Origin of the sequence: Streptomyces sp. NBC_00457 (assembly GCF_036014015.1) — a bacterium.
Classification (GTDB): domain Bacteria; phylum Actinomycetota; class Actinomycetes; order Streptomycetales; family Streptomycetaceae; genus Streptomyces.
On the sequence record NZ_CP107905.1, the window covers coordinates 8,740,307 to 8,756,950 of the forward strand.

A 16,644-nucleotide genomic window follows, 5' to 3' on the forward strand; every position below is an offset into this window, starting at 1 on the left:
CCCCGACCTCGAGGCATACGCAATGAACTGGGACGACCCGACCGACACCCCCGCCGCCGAGCGGCTGGTGGGGTCGGTCGCCGACCGTGAGGACCAGGCCGTCGAGGCCGCCCTGCGCCCCAAGGACCTGGACGAGTTCATCGGCCAGGAGAAGGTCCGCGAGCAACTCGACCTCGTCCTGCGGGCCGCACGCGCGCGTGGCGCCACCGCCGACCATGTGCTGCTCTCCGGCGCCCCCGGCCTCGGCAAGACCACCCTCTCGATGATCATCGCGGCCGAGATGGGCGCCCCGATCCGCATCACCAGCGGCCCCGCCATCCAGCACGCCGGCGACCTCGCCGCGATCCTGTCCTCGCTCCAGGAGGGCGAGGTCCTCTTCCTCGACGAGATCCACCGCATGTCCCGGCCCGCCGAGGAGATGCTCTACATGGCGATGGAGGACTACCGCGTCGACGTCATCGTCGGCAAGGGCCCGGGCGCCACCGCCATCCCGCTCGAACTTCCGCCCTTCACCCTGGTCGGCGCCACCACGCGCGCGGGCCTGCTGCCGCCCCCGCTGCGCGACCGCTTCGGCTTCACCGCGCACATGGAGTTCTACGAGCCCGCCGAGCTGGAGCGCGTCATCCACCGCTCCGCGCACCTCCTCGACGTCGAGATCGGGGCCGACGGCGCCGCCGAGATCGCCGGCCGCTCCCGCGGCACACCCCGTATCGCCAACCGCCTGCTGCGCCGCGTCCGCGACTACGCGCAGGTCAAGGCCGACGGGATCATCACCCGCGACATCGCGTCGGCGGCACTGAAGGTGTACGAAGTCGACGCCCGCGGGCTCGACCGGCTCGACCGGGGCGTCCTCGAAGCCCTGCTCAAGCTCTTCGGCGGCGGTCCGGTCGGACTGTCGACGCTCGCCGTCGCGGTGGGGGAGGAGCGGGAGACCGTGGAAGAGGTCGCCGAGCCGTTCCTCGTACGGGAGGGGCTGCTGGCCCGCACCCCGCGCGGCCGGGTGGCCACGCCCGCCGCATGGGCACATCTCGGCCTCACCCCGCCCCGCTCGTCCGGTGCCGGAAACGGACAACAGGACCTGTTCGGGACGTGAGGGAGGCCCGACGGCGAGGGCATTGACCGGACCAGGAACCCCGGTGCCATGCTGAGCGTTGTTCCTTGCGCGCGGACTCGCTTAGACTCCGCCGATGCCGCCTTTGTCGGCGGCACACATACCCCCAACCATCAGGCCGCTCACCATCGCGGTCGCGTGAAGGAAGTACCGACCCGTGAGTCTCGTGACCCTCCTCCCGTTCATCGTGCTCATCGGGGCCATGTTCCTGATGACCCGCTCGGCCAAGAAGAAGCAGCAGCAGGCCGCGAACATGCGGAACGAAATGCAGCCCGGCAGCGGCGTCCGCACGATCGGGGGCATGTACGCCACGGTCAAAGAGGTCAACGAGGACACGGTCCTCCTCGACGCAGGCCCGGGTGTCGACCTCCTCTTCGCCAAGAACGCGATCGGTGCCGTCCTGACCGACGACGAGTACAACCGCATCGTCCACGGCGTCGAGCACGACCTGAAGAGCGACGTCGTCCCGGACGACGCCTCCTCCCTCACCGAGCCGGAGTCCGGCGCGACCGCCGCCGACTCCGACGACACGCCGGTCGACCTGGGCAAGAAGGACGCTGACGAGGAGCCGGCCGACGAGCCCGCGGCCGCCGAGGCGAAGGCTGACGACGAGCCGAAGAAGACCGACGGCGACTCCGACGCGAAGTAGTCATGCACCCGGGTGCGCGGGCCGCTCCCGCGCGCCCCGGAACATGCGAAGCTCGACGGGGATCCCGACACCATGTCATGGCCGCCCGCCCGCCGCACGGGCGCGAGGCGGCCCGAGAGGGAGTACGAGAAGGTGGCAGCACCTAAGAAGGGCCGGAGCGCGAGCGCCCAGAGCAAGCCAGGGCGCTCGCTGGTCCTGATCCTGATCGCCATCGTGGCGCTCACCGGGGGAATGTTCGCCTCCGGACACACCACTCCGCGTCTCGGCATCGACCTGGCCGGCGGTACGAGCATCACGCTCCGCGCGGAGCCCGAGGACGGCGACCAGTCCGCGATCAACAAGAAGAACATGGACACCGCGGTCGACATCATGAACCGCCGTGTCAACGGTCTCGGTGTCTCCGAGGCAGAGGTCCAGACCCAGGGCGATCGCAACATCATCGTCAACATCCCCAAGGGCACGAACTCCGAGGAGGCCCGGAAGCAGGTCGGCACCACCGCCAAGCTCTACTTCCGTCCCGTCCTCACCACCGAGGTCGCCGGCGCCGGAGCCGGGGCCACTCCGTCGCCCAGCGCCTCCAGCAGCGCCTCGGGCGACGCCGACAAGGACAAGGCGACCTCGTCCTCGTCCCCGTCCGGCACTCCCTCGGCGACCGCCACCACGCAGGGACGCGCGGTCACCGACGCGCTCAAGGCCGACGCCACCCCGAGCGGTTCCGCCTCGCCCTCCGCCAGCGCCTCCCCCTCTCCGAGCGGCAGCGCCCCGGACGACGCCACCAGCAAGCTCCAGGCGCAGTACGCCGCGCTCGACTGCACCAAGAAGGCGGTCCGCGCCACGGCCGGCGAGGGCTCGAAGCCCACCGCGCCGACGGTCGCCTGCGGCCAGAACGCGCAGGGCCAGTGGCAGAAGTACATCCTCGGCCCCGCCGAGGTCGACGGCACCGACGTCGACAAGGCCCAGGCCGTCTTCAACACCCAGACCGGCGCGGGCTGGACCGTCACGATGGACTTCACGTCCGCCGGCACCAAGAAGTTCGCCGCGATCACCGGCAAGCTGGCCCAGAACCAGTCCCCGCAGAACCAGTTCGCCATCGTCCTGGACGGCGAGGTCGTCTCCGACCCGTACGTCCGCCAGGCGCTGACCGGCGGCAACGCCGAGATCTCCGGCAACTTCAACCAGGAGTCGGCCCAGAGCCTCTCCAACATGCTGTCGTACGGCGCCCTGCCGCTGACCTTCAAGGAGGACAGCGTCACCACGGTGACCGCGGCCCTCGGCGGCGAGCAGCTGCAGGCCGGCCTGATCGCGGGCGCGATCGGTCTCGCCCTGGTCATCATCTACCTGCTGGCCTTCTACCGCGGCCTGTCGATCATCGCCATCCCCTCGCTGCTGGTCTCCGCGATCCTCACCTACGTGATCATGTCGCTGCTCGGCCCGACCATCGGCTTCGCGCTGAACCTGCCGGCCGTGTGCGGTGCCATCGTCGCGATCGGCATCACAGCGGACTCGTTCATCGTGTTCTTCGAACGGATCCGGGACGAGATCCGCGAGGGCCGCACGCTGCGCCCCGCCGTGGAGCGGGGCTGGCCGCGCGCCCGGCGCACCATCCTGGTCTCCGACTTCGTGTCGTTCCTCGCCGCCGCGGTCCTGTTCATCGTCACCGTCGGCAAGGTCCAGGGCTTCGCGTTCACCCTCGGTCTGACGACCGTGCTCGACGTGGTCGTCGTCTTCTTCTTCACCAAGCCGCTGATGACGATCCTCGCCCGCAAGAAGTTCTTCGCGAACGGCCACAAGTGGTCCGGCCTCGACCCGAAGGGCCTGGGCGCCAAACCTCCGCTGCGCCGTACCCGCCGTCCCGTCCGCCCCACCGCCGGCCCTGTCGACCCGAAGGAGGCGTGAGATGTCGAAGCTCGGCAACCTCGGCGCCCGACTGCACCGTGGCGAGGTCGGCTACGACTTCGTCCGCAACCGCAAGATCTGGTACGGCGTCTCGATCCTGATCACCATCGTGGCCATCGCCGGCCTGGCGGTGCGCGGCCTGAACATGGGCATCGAGTTCCAGGGCGGCGCGGTCTTCACCACCCCGAAGTCCAGCGTCTCGGTCTCCCAGGCCGAGGAGTACGCGGAAACCGCGTCCGGCCACGACGCGATCGTCCAGGAGCTCGGCAGCGGCGGCCTGCGCATCCAGATCGCCGGTATCGACACCGCCAAGGCCGACCAGATCAAGGCCGATCTCTCCAAGGACCTGAGCGTCGACTCGGAGAAGATCAACGCCGAGCTCGTCGGCCCCAGTTGGGGTGAACAGATCGCCAACAAGGCCTGGCAGGGTCTGGCGATCTTCATGGTGCTCGTCGTGATCTACCTGGCGATCGCGTTCGAATGGCGCATGGCCGCGGCCGCATTGGTCGCTCTGATCCACGACATCACCATCACGGTCGGCATCTACGCCCTCGTCGGCTTCGAAGTGACACCGGGCACGGTGATCGGTCTGCTGACCATCCTCGGTTACTCGCTCTATGACACGGTCGTCGTCTTCGACAGCCTCAAGGAGCAGGCGAAGGACATCACCAAGCAGACCCGTCTGACGTACAGCGACGTCGCCAACAACTCGATCAACAGCACCCTGATGCGTTCCATCAACACCACGGTGGTCGCGCTGCTCCCGGTCGCCGGACTGCTGTTCATCGGCGGCGGTTTCCTCGGCGCGGGCATGCTCAACGACATCTCGCTGTCGCTGTTCGTCGGCCTCGCGGCCGGTGCGTACTCCTCGATCTTCATCGCCACCCCGCTCGTCGCCGACCTCAAGGAGCGCGAGCCGCAGATGAAGGCGCTCAGGAAGCGCGTCCTCGCCAAGCGGGCGCAGGCAGGCGCACAGGGCGAGGCCGCGGAGGACCAGGCCGTCGGGGAGCCGTTCGGAGCCGAGCCCGCGGATGCCGCTCCCGCGGTCGTCGGCCCGCAGGGCCAGGCGGTCCGCAGCCAGCCCGCCTCCCGCGGCCGCGGCCGGGGCCGACCGTCGGGGAAGCGCCGATGACCGAGCTCACCGACATCAGCGCGCTGCTGCTCAGCCGCATCCGCGATGTGGCCGACTACCCGGAGCCGGGCGTGATGTTCAAGGACATCACCCCGCTCCTGGCGGACCCGGCGGCGTTCACCGCCCTCACCGACGCCCTCGCCAGGGTCGCCGAGCGGACGAACGCGACGAAGGTCGTCGGCCTGGAGGCCCGCGGCTTCATCCTCGGCGCCCCGGTCGCCGTCCGCGCCGGCCTCGGCTTCATCCCCGTACGCAAGGCAGGCAAGCTCCCCGGAGCCACCCTCAGCCAGGCGTACGACCTGGAGTACGGCTCCGCCGAGATCGAGGTCCACGCCGAGGACCTGGCCGCCGACGACCGCGTGCTGATCGTCGACGACGTCCTCGCCACCGGCGGCACCGCCGAGGCCTCCCTGAAGCTGATCCGCAGCGCGGGCGCCGAGGTCGCGGGCGTCGCGGTCCTCATGGAACTCGGCTTCCTGGGCGGCCGCGCCCGCCTGGAACCGACACTGGACGGGGCACCGCTCGAGGCGCTGCTAAAGGTCTGAGGCGCAGGCACTACACACAAACGGCCGGCCCGGTTACATCCGGGCCGGCCGTTTCGCGCCCCGACAGGGGCGCGGGGAACTGCGCGATCAACCACAACGGACCGGCAGTCGGCAATCCACCCTGCCACCCCCGCACAGGCCCCGAAAACACTCACTGGCCACCCCCGAATCACCCTCACGTCACCTCCCGGAATGCCGGCGGCAGCCCCCGGTTGACGGCCGTCACATCGTCCGGACGGCGATCCCGCCGCTGAGGCTCGCTACCATGGGATCTCCGGAGCCTGACCGGGGGACCCGGATCGCGCACGAGGAGCCCTCTTGCCAGACGAGGCCCAGCCACTCACCGCCGCCAAGCCCGAGCCCGCCTCGGCGCCCGCGGCGAAGCCGCCCGCGCCGACCGAGTCGAACGCGAAGAACGACACCCGCGGGCCGGTCGAGCATGCCCAGTCCGCGCCCGTCGACAAGTCGGCCGAGCAGTCGCGCCCCAAGCCCGCCCCGTCCGAGAGCCCGGCCACACCTGCGGTCCGCCCGAACACCGGCCAGCCCGCCCGCTCCGGCTCCTCCAACCGCGTCCGCGCCCGCCTCGCCCGCCTCGGCGTCCAGCGCTCCAACCCGTACAACCCGGTCCTGGAACCGCTGCTGCGCATAGTCCGCAGCAACGACCCGAAGATCGAGACGGCCACGCTCCGCCAGATCGAGAAGGCCTACCAGGTCGCCGAGCGCTGGCACCGCGGCCAGAAGCGCAAGAGCGGCGACCCGTACATCACGCACCCCCTCGCCGTCACCACGATCCTCGCCGAGCTGGGCATGGATCCGGCCACGCTGATGGCGGGCCTGCTGCACGACACCGTCGAGGACACCGAGTACGGCCTCGACCAGCTCCGCCGCGACTTCGGCGACTCCGTCGCCCTGCTCGTCGACGGCGTCACCAAGCTGGACAAGGTCAAGTTCGGCGAGGCCGCGCAGGCCGAGACGGTGCGCAAGATGGTCGTAGCCATGGCCAAGGACCCCCGCGTCCTGGTCATCAAGCTCGCCGACCGCCTGCACAACATGCGCACCATGCGCTATCTCAAGCGCGAGAAGCAGGAGAAGAAGGCGCGCGAGACCCTCGAGATCTACGCGCCGCTCGCCCATCGCCTCGGCATGAACACCATCAAGTGGGAACTGGAGGACCTCGCCTTCGCGATCCTCTACCCCAAGATGTACGACGAGATCGTACGGCTGGTGGCCGAGCGGGCACCGAAGCGTGACGAGTATCTGGCCATAGTGACCGACGAGGTCCAGCAGGACCTGCGCGCGGCCCGCATCAAGGCGACCGTCACCGGACGCCCGAAGCACTACTACAGCGTCTACCAGAAGATGATCGTCCGCGGCCGTGACTTCGCGGAGATCTACGACCTGGTGGGCATCCGCGTCCTCGTGGACACCGTCCGCGACTGCTACGCCGCCCTCGGCACCGTGCACGCGCGATGGAACCCGGTCCCCGGCCGGTTCAAGGACTACATCGCGATGCCCAAGTTCAACATGTACCAGTCGCTGCACACGACGGTGATCGGGCCCAACGGCAAGCCGGTCGAACTCCAGATCCGTACGTTCGACATGCACCGCCGCGCCGAGTACGGCATCGCCGCGCACTGGAAGTACAAGCAGGAGGCCGTCGCGGGCGCCTCCAAGATCCGTACCGATGTGCCCAAGTCGTCCGGCAAGGGCAAGGACGACCATCTCAACGACATGGCGTGGCTGCGCCAACTGCTCGACTGGCAGAAGGAGACCGAGGACCCGGGCGAGTTCCTGGAGTCGCTGCGCTTCGACCTGTCGCGCAACGAGGTCTTCGTCTTCACGCCGAAGGGCGACGTCATAGCGCTCCCGGCCGGTGCGACGCCCGTCGACTTCGCGTACGCGGTCCACACCGAAGTCGGCCACCGCACCATAGGGGCACGGGTCAACGGCCGTCTCGTACCGCTCGAATCCACCCTGGACAACGGCGACTTGGTGGAGGTCTTCACCTCCAAGGCGGCCGGCGCCGGACCGTCCCGCGACTGGCTCGGCTTCGTCAAGTCGCCGCGCGCCCGCAACAAGATCCGGGCCTGGTTCTCCAAGGAACGCCGGGACGAGGCCATCGAACAGGGCAAGGACGCCATCGCACGCGCGATGCGCAAACAGAACCTGCCGATCCAGCGCATCCTCACGGGCGACTCCCTCGTCACCCTGGCGCACGAGATGCGCTACCCCGACATCTCCTCGCTGTACGCCGCGATCGGCGAGGGACATGTCGCCGCGCAGAACGTCGTACAGAAGCTCGTTCAGGCCCTCGGCGGGGAGGAGGCCGCCACCGAGGAGATGGACGAGGCGGTACCGTCCCCCCGAGGTCGCGGCCGCAAGCGGCGCAGCAGCCAGGACCCCGGTGTGGTGGTCAAGGGCGTCGACGACGTCTGGGTCAAGCTCGCCCGCTGTTGTACGCCGGTCCCCGGCGACCCCATCATGGGCTTCGTCACGCGCGGCAGTGGCGTATCGGTTCACCGCACCGACTGTGTGAACGTCGACTCGCTGTCCCGTGAGCCCGAGCGCATCCTCGACGTCGAGTGGGCGCCCACGCAGTCCTCGGTCTTCCTGGTCGCCATCCAGGTCGAGGCCCTCGACCGCTCCCGGCTGCTGTCGGACGTGACCCGGGTCCTGTCCGACCAGCACGTCAACATCCTCTCCGCGGCCGTCCAGACCTCCCGCGACCGCGTCGCCACCTCCCGCTTCACCTTCGAGATGGGCGACCCGAAGCATCTCGGCCACGTCCTGAAGGCGGTCAGGGGAGTGGAAGGCGTGTACGACGTGTACCGGGTGACGTCGGCGCGCAGCCGGGCGTAACCGCCGTACGAGCACGAAAAGGGGCTCCCCTCGGGGAGCCCCTTTCCATGTACCTGAGGTGTGTCAGCCGCCGAACTCCTGCAGCCCCTTCAGCGCCTGGTCCAGCAGGGCCTGGCGGCCCTCCAGCTCCCGCTCCAGCTTGTCGGCCTTGGCGTTGTTGCCCTGGGCGCGCGCCTGCTCGATCTGCTTCTGGAGCTTCTCCACGGCGGCCTGGAGCTGGCCGGTCAGACCCTCGGCACGCGCGCGTGCCTCCGGGTTGGACCGGCGCCACTCGGCCTCCTCGGCCTCCTGGATGGCCCGCTCCACCGCGTGCATCCGACCCTCGACCTTCGGACGCGCGTCGCGCGGCACATGGCCGATGGCCTCCCAGCGTTCGTTGATCGAGCGGAACGCGGCACGGGCGGCCTTGAGGTCCGTGACCGGGAGGATCTTCTCGGCCTCCTCGGCCAGCTCCTCCTTGAGCTTCAGGTTCTCCGACTGCTCCGCGTCCCGCTCGGCGAAGACCGAGCTGCGGGCGGCGAAGAACACGTCCTGCGCGCCGCGGAAGCGGTTCCACAAGTCGTCCTCGTGCTCGCGCTGGGCGCGGCCCGCGGCCTTCCACTCCGACATCAGCTCGCGGTAGCGCGCGGCCGTCGGACCCCAGTCCGTCGAGCCCGACAGCGCCTCGGCCTCGGCGACCAGCCGCTCCTTGGTCTTGCGGGCCTCCTCGCGCTGCGCGTCCAGCGAAGCGAAGTGTGCCTTGCGGCGCTTGGAGAACGCCGACCGGGCGTGCGAGAAGCGGTGCCACAGCTCGTCGTCCGACTTGCGGTCCAGCCGCGGCAGGCCCTTCCAGGTGTCCACCAGCGCCCGCAGCCGCTCACCGGCCGCCCGCCACTGGTCGGACTGGGCCAGCTGCTCCGCCTCGGTGACCAGCGCCTCCTTGGCCTTGCGGGCCTCGTCGGACTGCCGCGCGCGCTGCTGCTTGCGCTCCTCGCGGCGTGCCTCGACGGTTTCCACGAGCTTGTCCAGCCGCTTGCGCAGCGCGTCCAGATCACCGACGGCGTGGTGTGCGTCGACCTGCTCACGGATGTGGTCGATGGCGACCTGGGCGTCCTTCGCGGAGAGGTCGGTGGTCTTCACTCGCTTCTCGAGGAGGCCGATCTCGACAACCAGGCCCTCGTACTTGCGCTCGAAGTAGGCCAACGCTTCCTCGGGGGAGCCGGCCTGCCAGGAACCGACAACCTGCTCGCCGTCGGCCGTACGCACGTACACGGTCCCCGTCTCGTCGACGCGGCCCCACGGGTCGCTGCTCACAGCGCCTCCTCCACATGATGCCTGCGTAGGGCTTCCGCACCCCCGGGCATCGTCCACAGTTTCGTCACGGCCAACATAGGCGACCGGCGGGTTGCCTGTCCGCATCCCGCGCGACCGAAATTTCGCAGTTGACAGTCAGGATTTCGTGACAGTTGCCTTGTTGATGACGACCGTCGCGTTGGGTGCCGTGTTCCCCGTCGCGGGGTCCGCGGCCTGCGCTCCAGCGTCCGCGATCTTCTTCAGGACCTTCATGCCCGCTTCGGACACCGTTCCGAACGGTGTGTAGTCGGGCGGCAGCGGACTGTCCTGGTAGACGAGGAAGAACTGGCTTCCTCCGGAGTTGCGTCCTTGCTTCGTCTGGGCGTTGTACTGGTTGGCCATCGCGACCGTGCCCGCCGGGTAGACCCCGCCCTTGAGGCTCTTGTCCTTGAGGTTCTCGTCCGGGATCGTGTAGCCGGGCCCGCCCATGCCGGTGCCCTTCGGGTCGCCGCACTGCAGCACGTAGATGCTGCTGGGGACGAGCCGGTGGCACTTGGTGTGGTCGAAGAAGCCCTTGCCCGCGAGGAAGTTGAAGGAGTTCACGGTGTGCGGCGCGGCCGACGCCTTCAGGTCGATGTCTATGTCACCGCAGGTCGTGGCGAGCTTCATCGTGTACTTCGCCGACTCGTCGATGGTCATCGCCGGCTCCTTCTTCCAAGTCGCCGTCTTGGCCTTGCCCGCGGCCGGCTTCTCGCACGGGTCCTCGGCCTTGCTGGGCGCCGACGCGCTCGGCGTGACGTCCGCGCTCGCGTTGGTCTTGTCGTCGTCCTTGAGGGCCCCGGTCATGTACAGCGCCAGGCCGGCGATCACGACGACGGCGAGTGCGGACGCGATCGCGGCGTTGCGCGTACGCGCCTTGCGCCGTGCCTCGGTGCGCCGCTGCTGCTGCCGCAAGAACTTCTCCCGCGCGAGCTGACGCTTCCGCTGTTCTTGGCTGACCACCGGGTTTCTCCTCATACGTCTCGAACGTCGACCGGTACGCGTGCGTCGTTCGAATCGACCACCCGCGTGTGCCCCGTACCGTATATGGGTTCGCTGAGGAATCGGCAGCGCCGGTAGGCTCTGACCTCAGGCGCAGCCCATGCGCAAGCCACCCGAATCGACACAACGAAGGACGATCGTGCTCATTGCCGGGTTCCCCGCCGGGGCCTGGGGGACGAACTGTTATCTCGTCGCCCCCGCCGCCGGTGAGGAGTGCGTGATCATCGACCCGGGCCACGAAGCGGCCCCAGGAGTCGAGGAAGCACTGAAGAAGCATCGGCTCAAGCCCGTGGCGGTCGTCCTCACCCACGGCCACCTCGACCACGTGGCCTCGGTCGTCCCGGTGTGCGGCGCGCACGACGTGCCGGCCTGGATCCACCCCGAGGACCGGTACATGATGAACGACCCCGAGAAGGCGCTCGGACGCTCCATCGGGATGCCGCTGCTCGGCGAGCTGACCATCGGGGAGCCGGACGACGTCAAGGAGTTGACCGATGGCGCGCGACTGGAGCTGGCGGGTCTGGAGCTCTCCGTCGCCCACGCACCGGGCCATACCAAGGGGTCGGTGACCTTCCGGATGCCCGAGACCGCCGACATCCCGTCGGTGTTCTTCTCCGGGGATCTGCTGTTCGCCGGCTCCATCGGACGCACCGACCTGCCCGGCGGTGACATGGCCGAGATGCTCGACTCGCTGGCCCGTGTGTGCCTGCCGCTCGACGACTCGACCGTGGTGCTGTCCGGCCACGGCCCCCAGACGACCATCGGCCAGGAGCGCGCCACCAACCCGTATCTGCGGCAGGTGGCCGCCGGCCAGGGAACGGATCCGAACGCCGCTCCCCGACGAGGAATGTGACGAGAGAGTTCCGTGAGCACCTTCAAGGCCCCCAAGGGCACGTACGACCTGATCCCGCCGGACAGCGCCATCTACCTGGCCGTCCGTGAGGCGATCGCGGCTCCGCTGCGCAACTCCGGCTACGGATACATCGAGACGCCCGGCTTCGAGAACGTCGAGCTGTTCGCGCGCGGTGTCGGTGAGTCCACCGACATCGTGACCAAGGAGATGTACGCCTTCGAGACCAAGGGCGGCGACCGGCTCGCCCTGCGCCCCGAGGGCACGGCCTCCGTCCTGCGCGCCGCCCTCGAGGCCAACCTGCACAAGGCGGGCAACCTCCCGGTCAAGCTCTGGTATTCGGGCTCGTACTACCGCTACGAGCGCCCGCAGAAGGGCCGTTACCGCCACTTCTCCCAGGTCGGCGCCGAGGCGATCGGCGCGGAGGACCCGGCGCTGGACGCCGAGTTGATCATCCTGGCGGACCAGGCGTACCGCTCGCTGGGCCTGAGTAACTTCCGCATCCTGCTGAACAGCCTGGGCGACAAGGAGTGCCGTCCGGTCTACCGCGCGGCCCTCCAGGACTTCCTGCGCGGCCTTGACCTCGACGAGGACACCCTGCGCCGGTCGGAGATCAACCCGCTGCGCGTCCTCGACGACAAGCGCGAGTCGGTCCAGAAGCAGTTGACGGGTGCGCCGTTGCTGCGTGACTACCTCTGCGACGCCTGCAAGGCGTACCACGAGGAGGTCCGTGAGCTGATCACGGCGGCGGGCGTCGCCTTCGAGGACGACCCGAAGCTGGTGCGCGGCCTGGACTACTACACGCGCACCACCTTCGAGTTCGTCCACGACGGTCTGGGCTCGCAGTCCGCGGTGGGCGGCGGCGGCCGCTACGACGGACTCTCCGAGATGATCGGCGGTCCCGCGCTGCCGTCGGTGGGCTGGGCGCTGGGCGTCGACCGCACGGTCCTGGCCCTGGAGGCGGAGGGCGTCGAGCTCGAACTCCCGGCGGCCACCAGCGTGTTCGCGGTTCCGCTGGGCGACGAGGCCCGCCGCGTCCTGTTCGCCAAGGTCACCGACCTGCGCAAGGCGGGCATCGCCGCCGACTTCTCCTACGGCGCCAAGGGTCTCAAGGGCGCCATGAAGAACGCCAACCGGAGCGGCGCCCGCTACACCGTGGTCGCCGGCGAACGCGACCTCGCCGAGGGCGTCGTCCAGCTCAAGGACATGGAGTCCGGCGAGCAGACTCCCATCGGCGTGAACGAGATCGTGGCCGAGCTGGAGGCGAGGCTGGGCTGAGGCAGGTGGGGGTGCGGCGCCGAGGATTTCGCCCCCGCCGCCCCTACCCGTCCCATCCCTGGGGGCTGCGCCCCCAGACCCCCGCTTCGGCCTGAACGGCCTCGTCCTCAAACGCCGGACGGGCTGCAATGCGCGGCCCGGCGCTGAGAAGAGCGGCGTCCCCAGCGGGTGGGTGGGGGTTGGGGATGGCCGTTTTCGTCCTGAAACGCCGGAGGGGCTGAAAATCCAGCCCCTCCGGCGTTTGAGGAGCGGGGTCCAGGGGCGGAGCCCCGCGGGGGTTCAGGGGGCGGAGCCCCCTGGCGGGGTCGAAGGGGCGGAGCCCCTTCAGGATGGGACGGGTAGGGGCGGCGGGGGCGAAGAACCCTCAGTCCAGCAAGCCGTGCCGCATCGCGCTCGTCACCGCCGCCGTCCGGTCGTCCACGCCCAACTTGCCGAAGACGCGCAGCAGATGGGTCTTCACGGTCGACTCGCCGATGAACAACCGGCGCCCGATCTCGGCGTTGGTACAGCCCTCGGCCACAAGCCTCAGCACGGCCGTCTCCCGCGCCGACAACCGCGGCCGTTCCGGCTTCGTCCGCAACTGGTCCACGAGTCGCGCCGCCACCGACGGCGCCAGCACCGTCTCGCCGCGCGCCGCAGACCGTACGGCTTCCGCGAGTTCACCTCGCGGGAGATCCTTGAGCAGATAACCCGCCGCCCCCGCCTCCACCGCCCTCAGGATGTCCCGGTCCGTCTCGTACGTCGTGAGGACGATGACCCGGCAACCCAGCCCCGCCTCCGCCATCCGCACGATCGAGTCGACACCCCCGCCGTCCGGCATCCGCAGATCCATCAGCACGATGTCGGGCCGCAACTCGGCCGCCAGCGCCTCCGCCTGCGGTCCGCTGGACGCGTCGGCGACCACCTCGAGGTCCGGTTCCGCGCTGAGCATCGCCCGCAGCCCCTCCCGTACGACGGGATGGTCGTCGGCCAGGATGATCCGGATCACGGCACCTCACTCCTCACGTCGGGTAGGGGCAGCCGGACGGTCACCGTGGTGCCCTCGCCCGGCACGCTGCCGACCTGTGCGGTTCCCCCCACCTCGGCGGCCCGGGCGCGCAGCCCCGCCAGACCGTACCCGTCATGGACGGCACCGGGATCGAAGCCGCAACCGTCGTCCCGTACGGACATGGTGAGCGTCTCGTCGGCGTACGCCAGCGTGATGCCCACGGCCACAGAACTCCCGGCGTGCTTGCGGGCGTTGGCCAGTGCCTCCTGGCAGGAGCGCAGGGCGACCACCTCGGGACCGGCGGGCAGCGCGCGCACCGGACCCGTCACCTCCAGTTTCGCGGCGTGGCGGGCCGCGAGTCTGCCGACCGCATCCGGGAGCGAGGCGCCGTCGAGGTCGGCGGGGGTGCCCCCGGCGACCAGGGCGCGGGCCTCGGCGAGGTTCTGCCGGGCCGTCTCGTCCATCAGGGCCAGGTGACGGCGGGCCTGTGCCGGGTCCTCGTCGAACTCGGCCTCGACGGCCTGGATCAGCATCAGCAGGCTGGTGAAGCCCTGGGCGAGGGTGTCGTGGATCTCCCGGGCCATCCGCTCCCGCTCCGCGAGCGCGCCGTGCGCCGACGAGAGCCGGGAGACCTCATGCCGGCTGGCGTCCAGTTCCGCGATCAGCTCGGCCCGCTCCTGGCTCTGCTCGATGATCCGGATGATCCAACTGCCCAGCGCCACCGAGAAGACGAAGGTGACCACGGCGAACACCGCGTTGAAGAAGACCTCCTGGGCGCCGGGCCGCCACAGCAGCGCCCAGCCCGCCACGGGCACGAGGTTGATGACCGCCACGGCCGTCAGCGCCCACCGCATCCGCAACGCCATGAAGCACGGAGGGACGAGCGCGAAGGTCAGCACCCGCGTCTCCCCGACGAGCACCGCCGACGGCAGGAACAGCGCCAGCGCCACCGCCAGGAAACGCACCGCCTGCCGCTCGTCGGGCGGGTCACCGCACAGGATGGGGCGCCCCACCCACACGTACAGGGGAGCCAGCGGTATCAGCAGCGCGGCCGCGACGGCGCGGACCGGCCACCCCGGGAACCCCGCGCCGAGCACGTAGACCAGGGTGGCCAGCCAGATCAGCGCGAAGTACGTGTCCCAGAGCCGGAACGAGCGGGCCCAGGTGTACGCGCCCCCGGGTCCCGCCGGGCCGTTCATCCGTCGCGCCGGTTCTTCCACCGGAAGGTCAGCAGGCACAGCACCAATCCTCCGACGCACCACGCCCCGAGCACCAGCGCGACCCTGCCCAGCTCCCAGCTCCCGGCCTGCTCCAGCACCTGCGCCGACTCCGGCAGAAACACCCCGCGCAGCCCCTGGCACATCCACTTCAGCGGGAACAGCGCCCCGATGTTCAGCATCCAGTCCGGGATGGTGTCGATGGCGATGTACACCCCGGAGATGAACTGCAGCACCAGGAAGGGGAGGACGACCACGGAGGTCGCGCTCTTGCCGGACTTGGGGACCGAGCTGATCGCGATGCCGAGCAGCGCGCACGCCGTGATACCCAGCACGAAGATCCACGCGAAGTCGAACCAGGTGCGCACGTCCGACGGCAGGTCGACGTCGTACAGGGTCGTCCCGACGAGCAGCAGAATCGCCGTCTCCATGAGACCGGTGACGAGAACCAGCCAGATCTTGCCGAGGAAGTACGCGGCCGGCGGCATCGGCGTGCCGCGTAGCCGGCGCAGTACCTTCTCGTCCCGCTCGATGGCGATCGAGATGCCGAGCGACTGGAAACTCGTCGACATGATGCCGGCGGCCATCATCGCCGGGACGTACAGCTGAGAGGCGGTGACGCCCGCGCCGTCGACGTCGTCCTTGAAGATCGACGCGAACAGGAAGAGGAATACCACCGGGAAGGCGAAGGTGAACACCACCTGGTCGCGCTGCCGGAAGAACTGCTTGATCTCCAGCCCGCCCCGCTGCAGACCGAGCCCCCAGGCGCCGGGCAGCCGCTGCGGAAGCGTCCCGGCCCCGGCTCGTACGGCGGTCGTGGTCATCGCGCGTCCTCCTGTCCGGTCAGCCGGAGATAGACGTCCTCCAGCGTGGGGCGGCTCACCCGCAGCCCCGGGATCTCACCGTCGAAGCGGTGCATGAGCTCGGCGACGGTCTTGGTGGGCGTGACCGTCCGCGCGGTGCGCGGGGTCCCGTCGGCATCCGTCCACGCGACAGTGGCCTCGGTGCCGTGGCGCTCCCGCAGCGCGCCGGGCTCGCCCTCGGCGACCACCCGGCCCTGCGAGATGATCGCCAGCCGGTGCGCGAGCGCCTCCGCCTCCTCCAGATAGTGCGTGGTCAGCAGGATCGTCGTGCCCTCGTCCGCCAGCTTGCGGATCAGCTCCCAGAACTGCCGCCGGGCCGCCGGGTCGAACCCGGTCGTCGGCTCGTCCAGAAGCAGCAGCTCGGGCCCGCCGATCACGCCGAGCGCCACGTCAAGGCGGCGCCGCTGCCCGCCCGACAGCGCCTTGATCCGGCTGCCCGCCTTGGCCTCCAGACCCACCAGGCCGATGACCTCCTCGGGGTCCCGGGGCCTCGGGTAGTAGCGCGCGAAATGCCGTACGGTCTCGCGGACCGTCAACTCGGCGGGCGCAGATTCGTCCTGCCAGACGATTCCGACACGCGAGCGCCACGCGCGCGTGCCCGTCGCCGGATCCGCCCCGAGCACCTGGACCTCGCCCGCGTCCCGGGTGCGATTGCCCTGAAGAATCTCCACCGTCGTGCTCTTGCCGGCCCCATTGGGCCCCAGCAGGCCGAACACCTCGCCCTGGCGAATGCCCAGGTCGATGCCGTCTACCGCGGTCACGTCCCCGTACTGCTTGCGCAGCCCCCGTACGTCCACCGCGAGTCCGTTCGCGTGTGTGGTCATGGGAACGAGCGTCGTCCGGAACCGAACGGTCCGGGACGACCATGCGTACCGCCTTATGTCCATCGAACGGTGGATACACGCACGCGTGCGGCACAATGGCCCTGCCGGAAGAAGGTCCA

General features: G+C 69.8%; 14 protein-coding genes. 8 read left to right on the forward strand and 6 right to left on the reverse strand.

The window, feature by feature from the left end:
• Positions 1–22 precede the first annotated feature (22 nt).
• The 6 genes from ruvB (at position 23) to OG828_RS40005 (ending at position 8,192) form a co-directional block, all read left to right on the forward strand.
• Positions 23–1,093 carry a Holliday junction branch migration DNA helicase RuvB gene (gene ruvB, locus OG828_RS39980; RefSeq protein ID WP_210580457.1) on the forward strand — a complete coding sequence of 357 codons (1,071 nt, stop codon included), beginning with the start codon at positions 23–25 and terminating at the stop codon, positions 1,091–1,093.
• A gap of 175 nt (positions 1,094–1,268) precedes the next feature.
• On the forward strand, positions 1,269–1,760 hold the full coding sequence (gene yajC, locus OG828_RS39985) for a preprotein translocase subunit YajC (protein WP_328441542.1): 492 nt from the start codon (positions 1,269–1,271) through the stop codon (positions 1,758–1,760).
• 132 nt (positions 1,761–1,892) lie between these two features.
• The gene (gene secD, locus OG828_RS39990) at positions 1,893–3,656 is read left to right on the forward strand and encodes a protein translocase subunit SecD (protein WP_328503910.1); all 1,764 of its coding nucleotides are present in this window, start codon (positions 1,893–1,895) and stop codon (positions 3,654–3,656) included.
• A gap of 1 nt (position 3,657) precedes the next feature.
• Positions 3,658–4,788, forward strand: coding sequence for a protein translocase subunit SecF (gene secF, locus OG828_RS39995; RefSeq protein ID WP_328503911.1), 1,131 nt, complete (start codon positions 3,658–3,660; stop codon positions 4,786–4,788).
• Positions 4,785–5,333, forward strand: a complete 549-nt coding sequence (locus OG828_RS40000; RefSeq protein WP_328503912.1) for an adenine phosphoribosyltransferase — start codon at positions 4,785–4,787, stop codon at positions 5,331–5,333. Before secF ends, OG828_RS40000 begins: the two co-directional genes overlap by 4 nt.
• A gap of 318 nt (positions 5,334–5,651) precedes the next feature.
• Positions 5,652–8,192 (forward strand): RelA/SpoT family protein, encoded by a 2,541-nt coding sequence (locus OG828_RS40005; protein ID WP_328368118.1) that lies wholly within the window; start codon positions 5,652–5,654, stop codon positions 8,190–8,192.
• A 63-nt stretch (positions 8,193–8,255) separates the two neighbouring features.
• Here OG828_RS40005 and OG828_RS40010 read toward each other — a convergent pair whose 3' ends face one another.
• Complete coding sequence (locus OG828_RS40010) at positions 8,256–9,485, reverse strand: DUF349 domain-containing protein (protein ID WP_328368120.1); 1,230 nt, start codon at positions 9,483–9,485, stop codon at positions 8,256–8,258.
• 135 nt (positions 9,486–9,620) lie between these two features.
• Positions 9,621–10,466, reverse strand: coding sequence for a peptidylprolyl isomerase (locus OG828_RS40015; protein WP_328368123.1), 846 nt, complete (start codon positions 10,464–10,466; stop codon positions 9,621–9,623).
• A gap of 178 nt (positions 10,467–10,644) precedes the next feature.
• Between OG828_RS40015 and OG828_RS40020 the strand changes: the two genes are divergently transcribed.
• Both OG828_RS40020 and hisS read left to right on the forward strand, forming a co-directional pair.
• A complete protein-coding gene (locus tag OG828_RS40020; protein WP_210580439.1) occupies positions 10,645–11,358 on the forward strand; it encodes an MBL fold metallo-hydrolase in 714 nt (237 codons plus the stop codon).
• Between the two features lie 12 nt (positions 11,359–11,370).
• The gene (gene hisS / locus OG828_RS40025; RefSeq protein ID WP_328368127.1) at positions 11,371–12,633 is read left to right on the forward strand and encodes a histidine--tRNA ligase; all 1,263 of its coding nucleotides are present in this window, start codon (positions 11,371–11,373) and stop codon (positions 12,631–12,633) included.
• Positions 12,634–12,997: 364 nt separating this feature from the next.
• On the opposite strand, the gene OG828_RS40030 is transcribed toward hisS, so the two are convergent.
• The 4 genes from OG828_RS40030 to OG828_RS40045 are packed head-to-tail and all read right to left on the reverse strand — an operon-like array spanning position 12,998 to position 16,525.
• Positions 12,998–13,621 (reverse strand): response regulator transcription factor, encoded by a 624-nt coding sequence (locus tag OG828_RS40030; protein WP_328441546.1) that lies wholly within the window; start codon positions 13,619–13,621, stop codon positions 12,998–13,000.
• Positions 13,618–14,820, reverse strand: coding sequence for a sensor histidine kinase (locus OG828_RS40035; RefSeq protein WP_328505021.1), 1,203 nt, complete (start codon positions 14,818–14,820; stop codon positions 13,618–13,620). Before OG828_RS40035 ends, OG828_RS40030 begins: the two co-directional genes overlap by 4 nt.
• Positions 14,817–15,662, reverse strand: a complete 846-nt coding sequence (locus tag OG828_RS40040) for an ABC transporter permease (protein ID WP_328368132.1) — start codon at positions 15,660–15,662, stop codon at positions 14,817–14,819. The genes OG828_RS40035 and OG828_RS40040 overlap by 4 nt, the downstream gene beginning before the upstream one ends.
• Entirely contained in the window at positions 15,659–16,525 is an 867-nt protein-coding gene (locus OG828_RS40045) for an ABC transporter ATP-binding protein (protein ID WP_328503913.1), read from the reverse strand. The genes OG828_RS40040 and OG828_RS40045 overlap by 4 nt, the downstream gene beginning before the upstream one ends.
• Positions 16,526–16,644 lie beyond the last annotated feature (119 nt).

Bases quoted from the DNA above. Each gene is read 5' to 3' on its own strand.
- ruvB (WP_210580457.1), top strand. From the start codon at position 23: ATGAACTGGGACGACCCGACCGACACCCCCGCCGCCGAGCGGCTGGTG.
- secF (WP_328503911.1), top strand. From the start codon at position 3,658: ATGTCGAAGCTCGGCAACCTCGGCGCCCGACTGCACCGTGGCGAGGTC.
- OG828_RS40000 (WP_328503912.1), top strand. From the start codon at position 4,785: ATGACCGAGCTCACCGACATCAGCGCGCTGCTGCTCAGCCGCATCCGC.
- OG828_RS40035 (WP_328505021.1), bottom strand. From the start codon at position 14,820: ATGAACGGCCCGGCGGGACCCGGGGGCGCGTACACCTGGGCCCGCTCG.
- OG828_RS40040 (WP_328368132.1), bottom strand. From the start codon at position 15,662: ATGACCACGACCGCCGTACGAGCCGGGGCCGGGACGCTTCCGCAGCGG.
- OG828_RS40045 (WP_328503913.1), bottom strand. From the start codon at position 16,525: ATGACCACACACGCGAACGGACTCGCGGTGGACGTACGGGGGCTGCGC.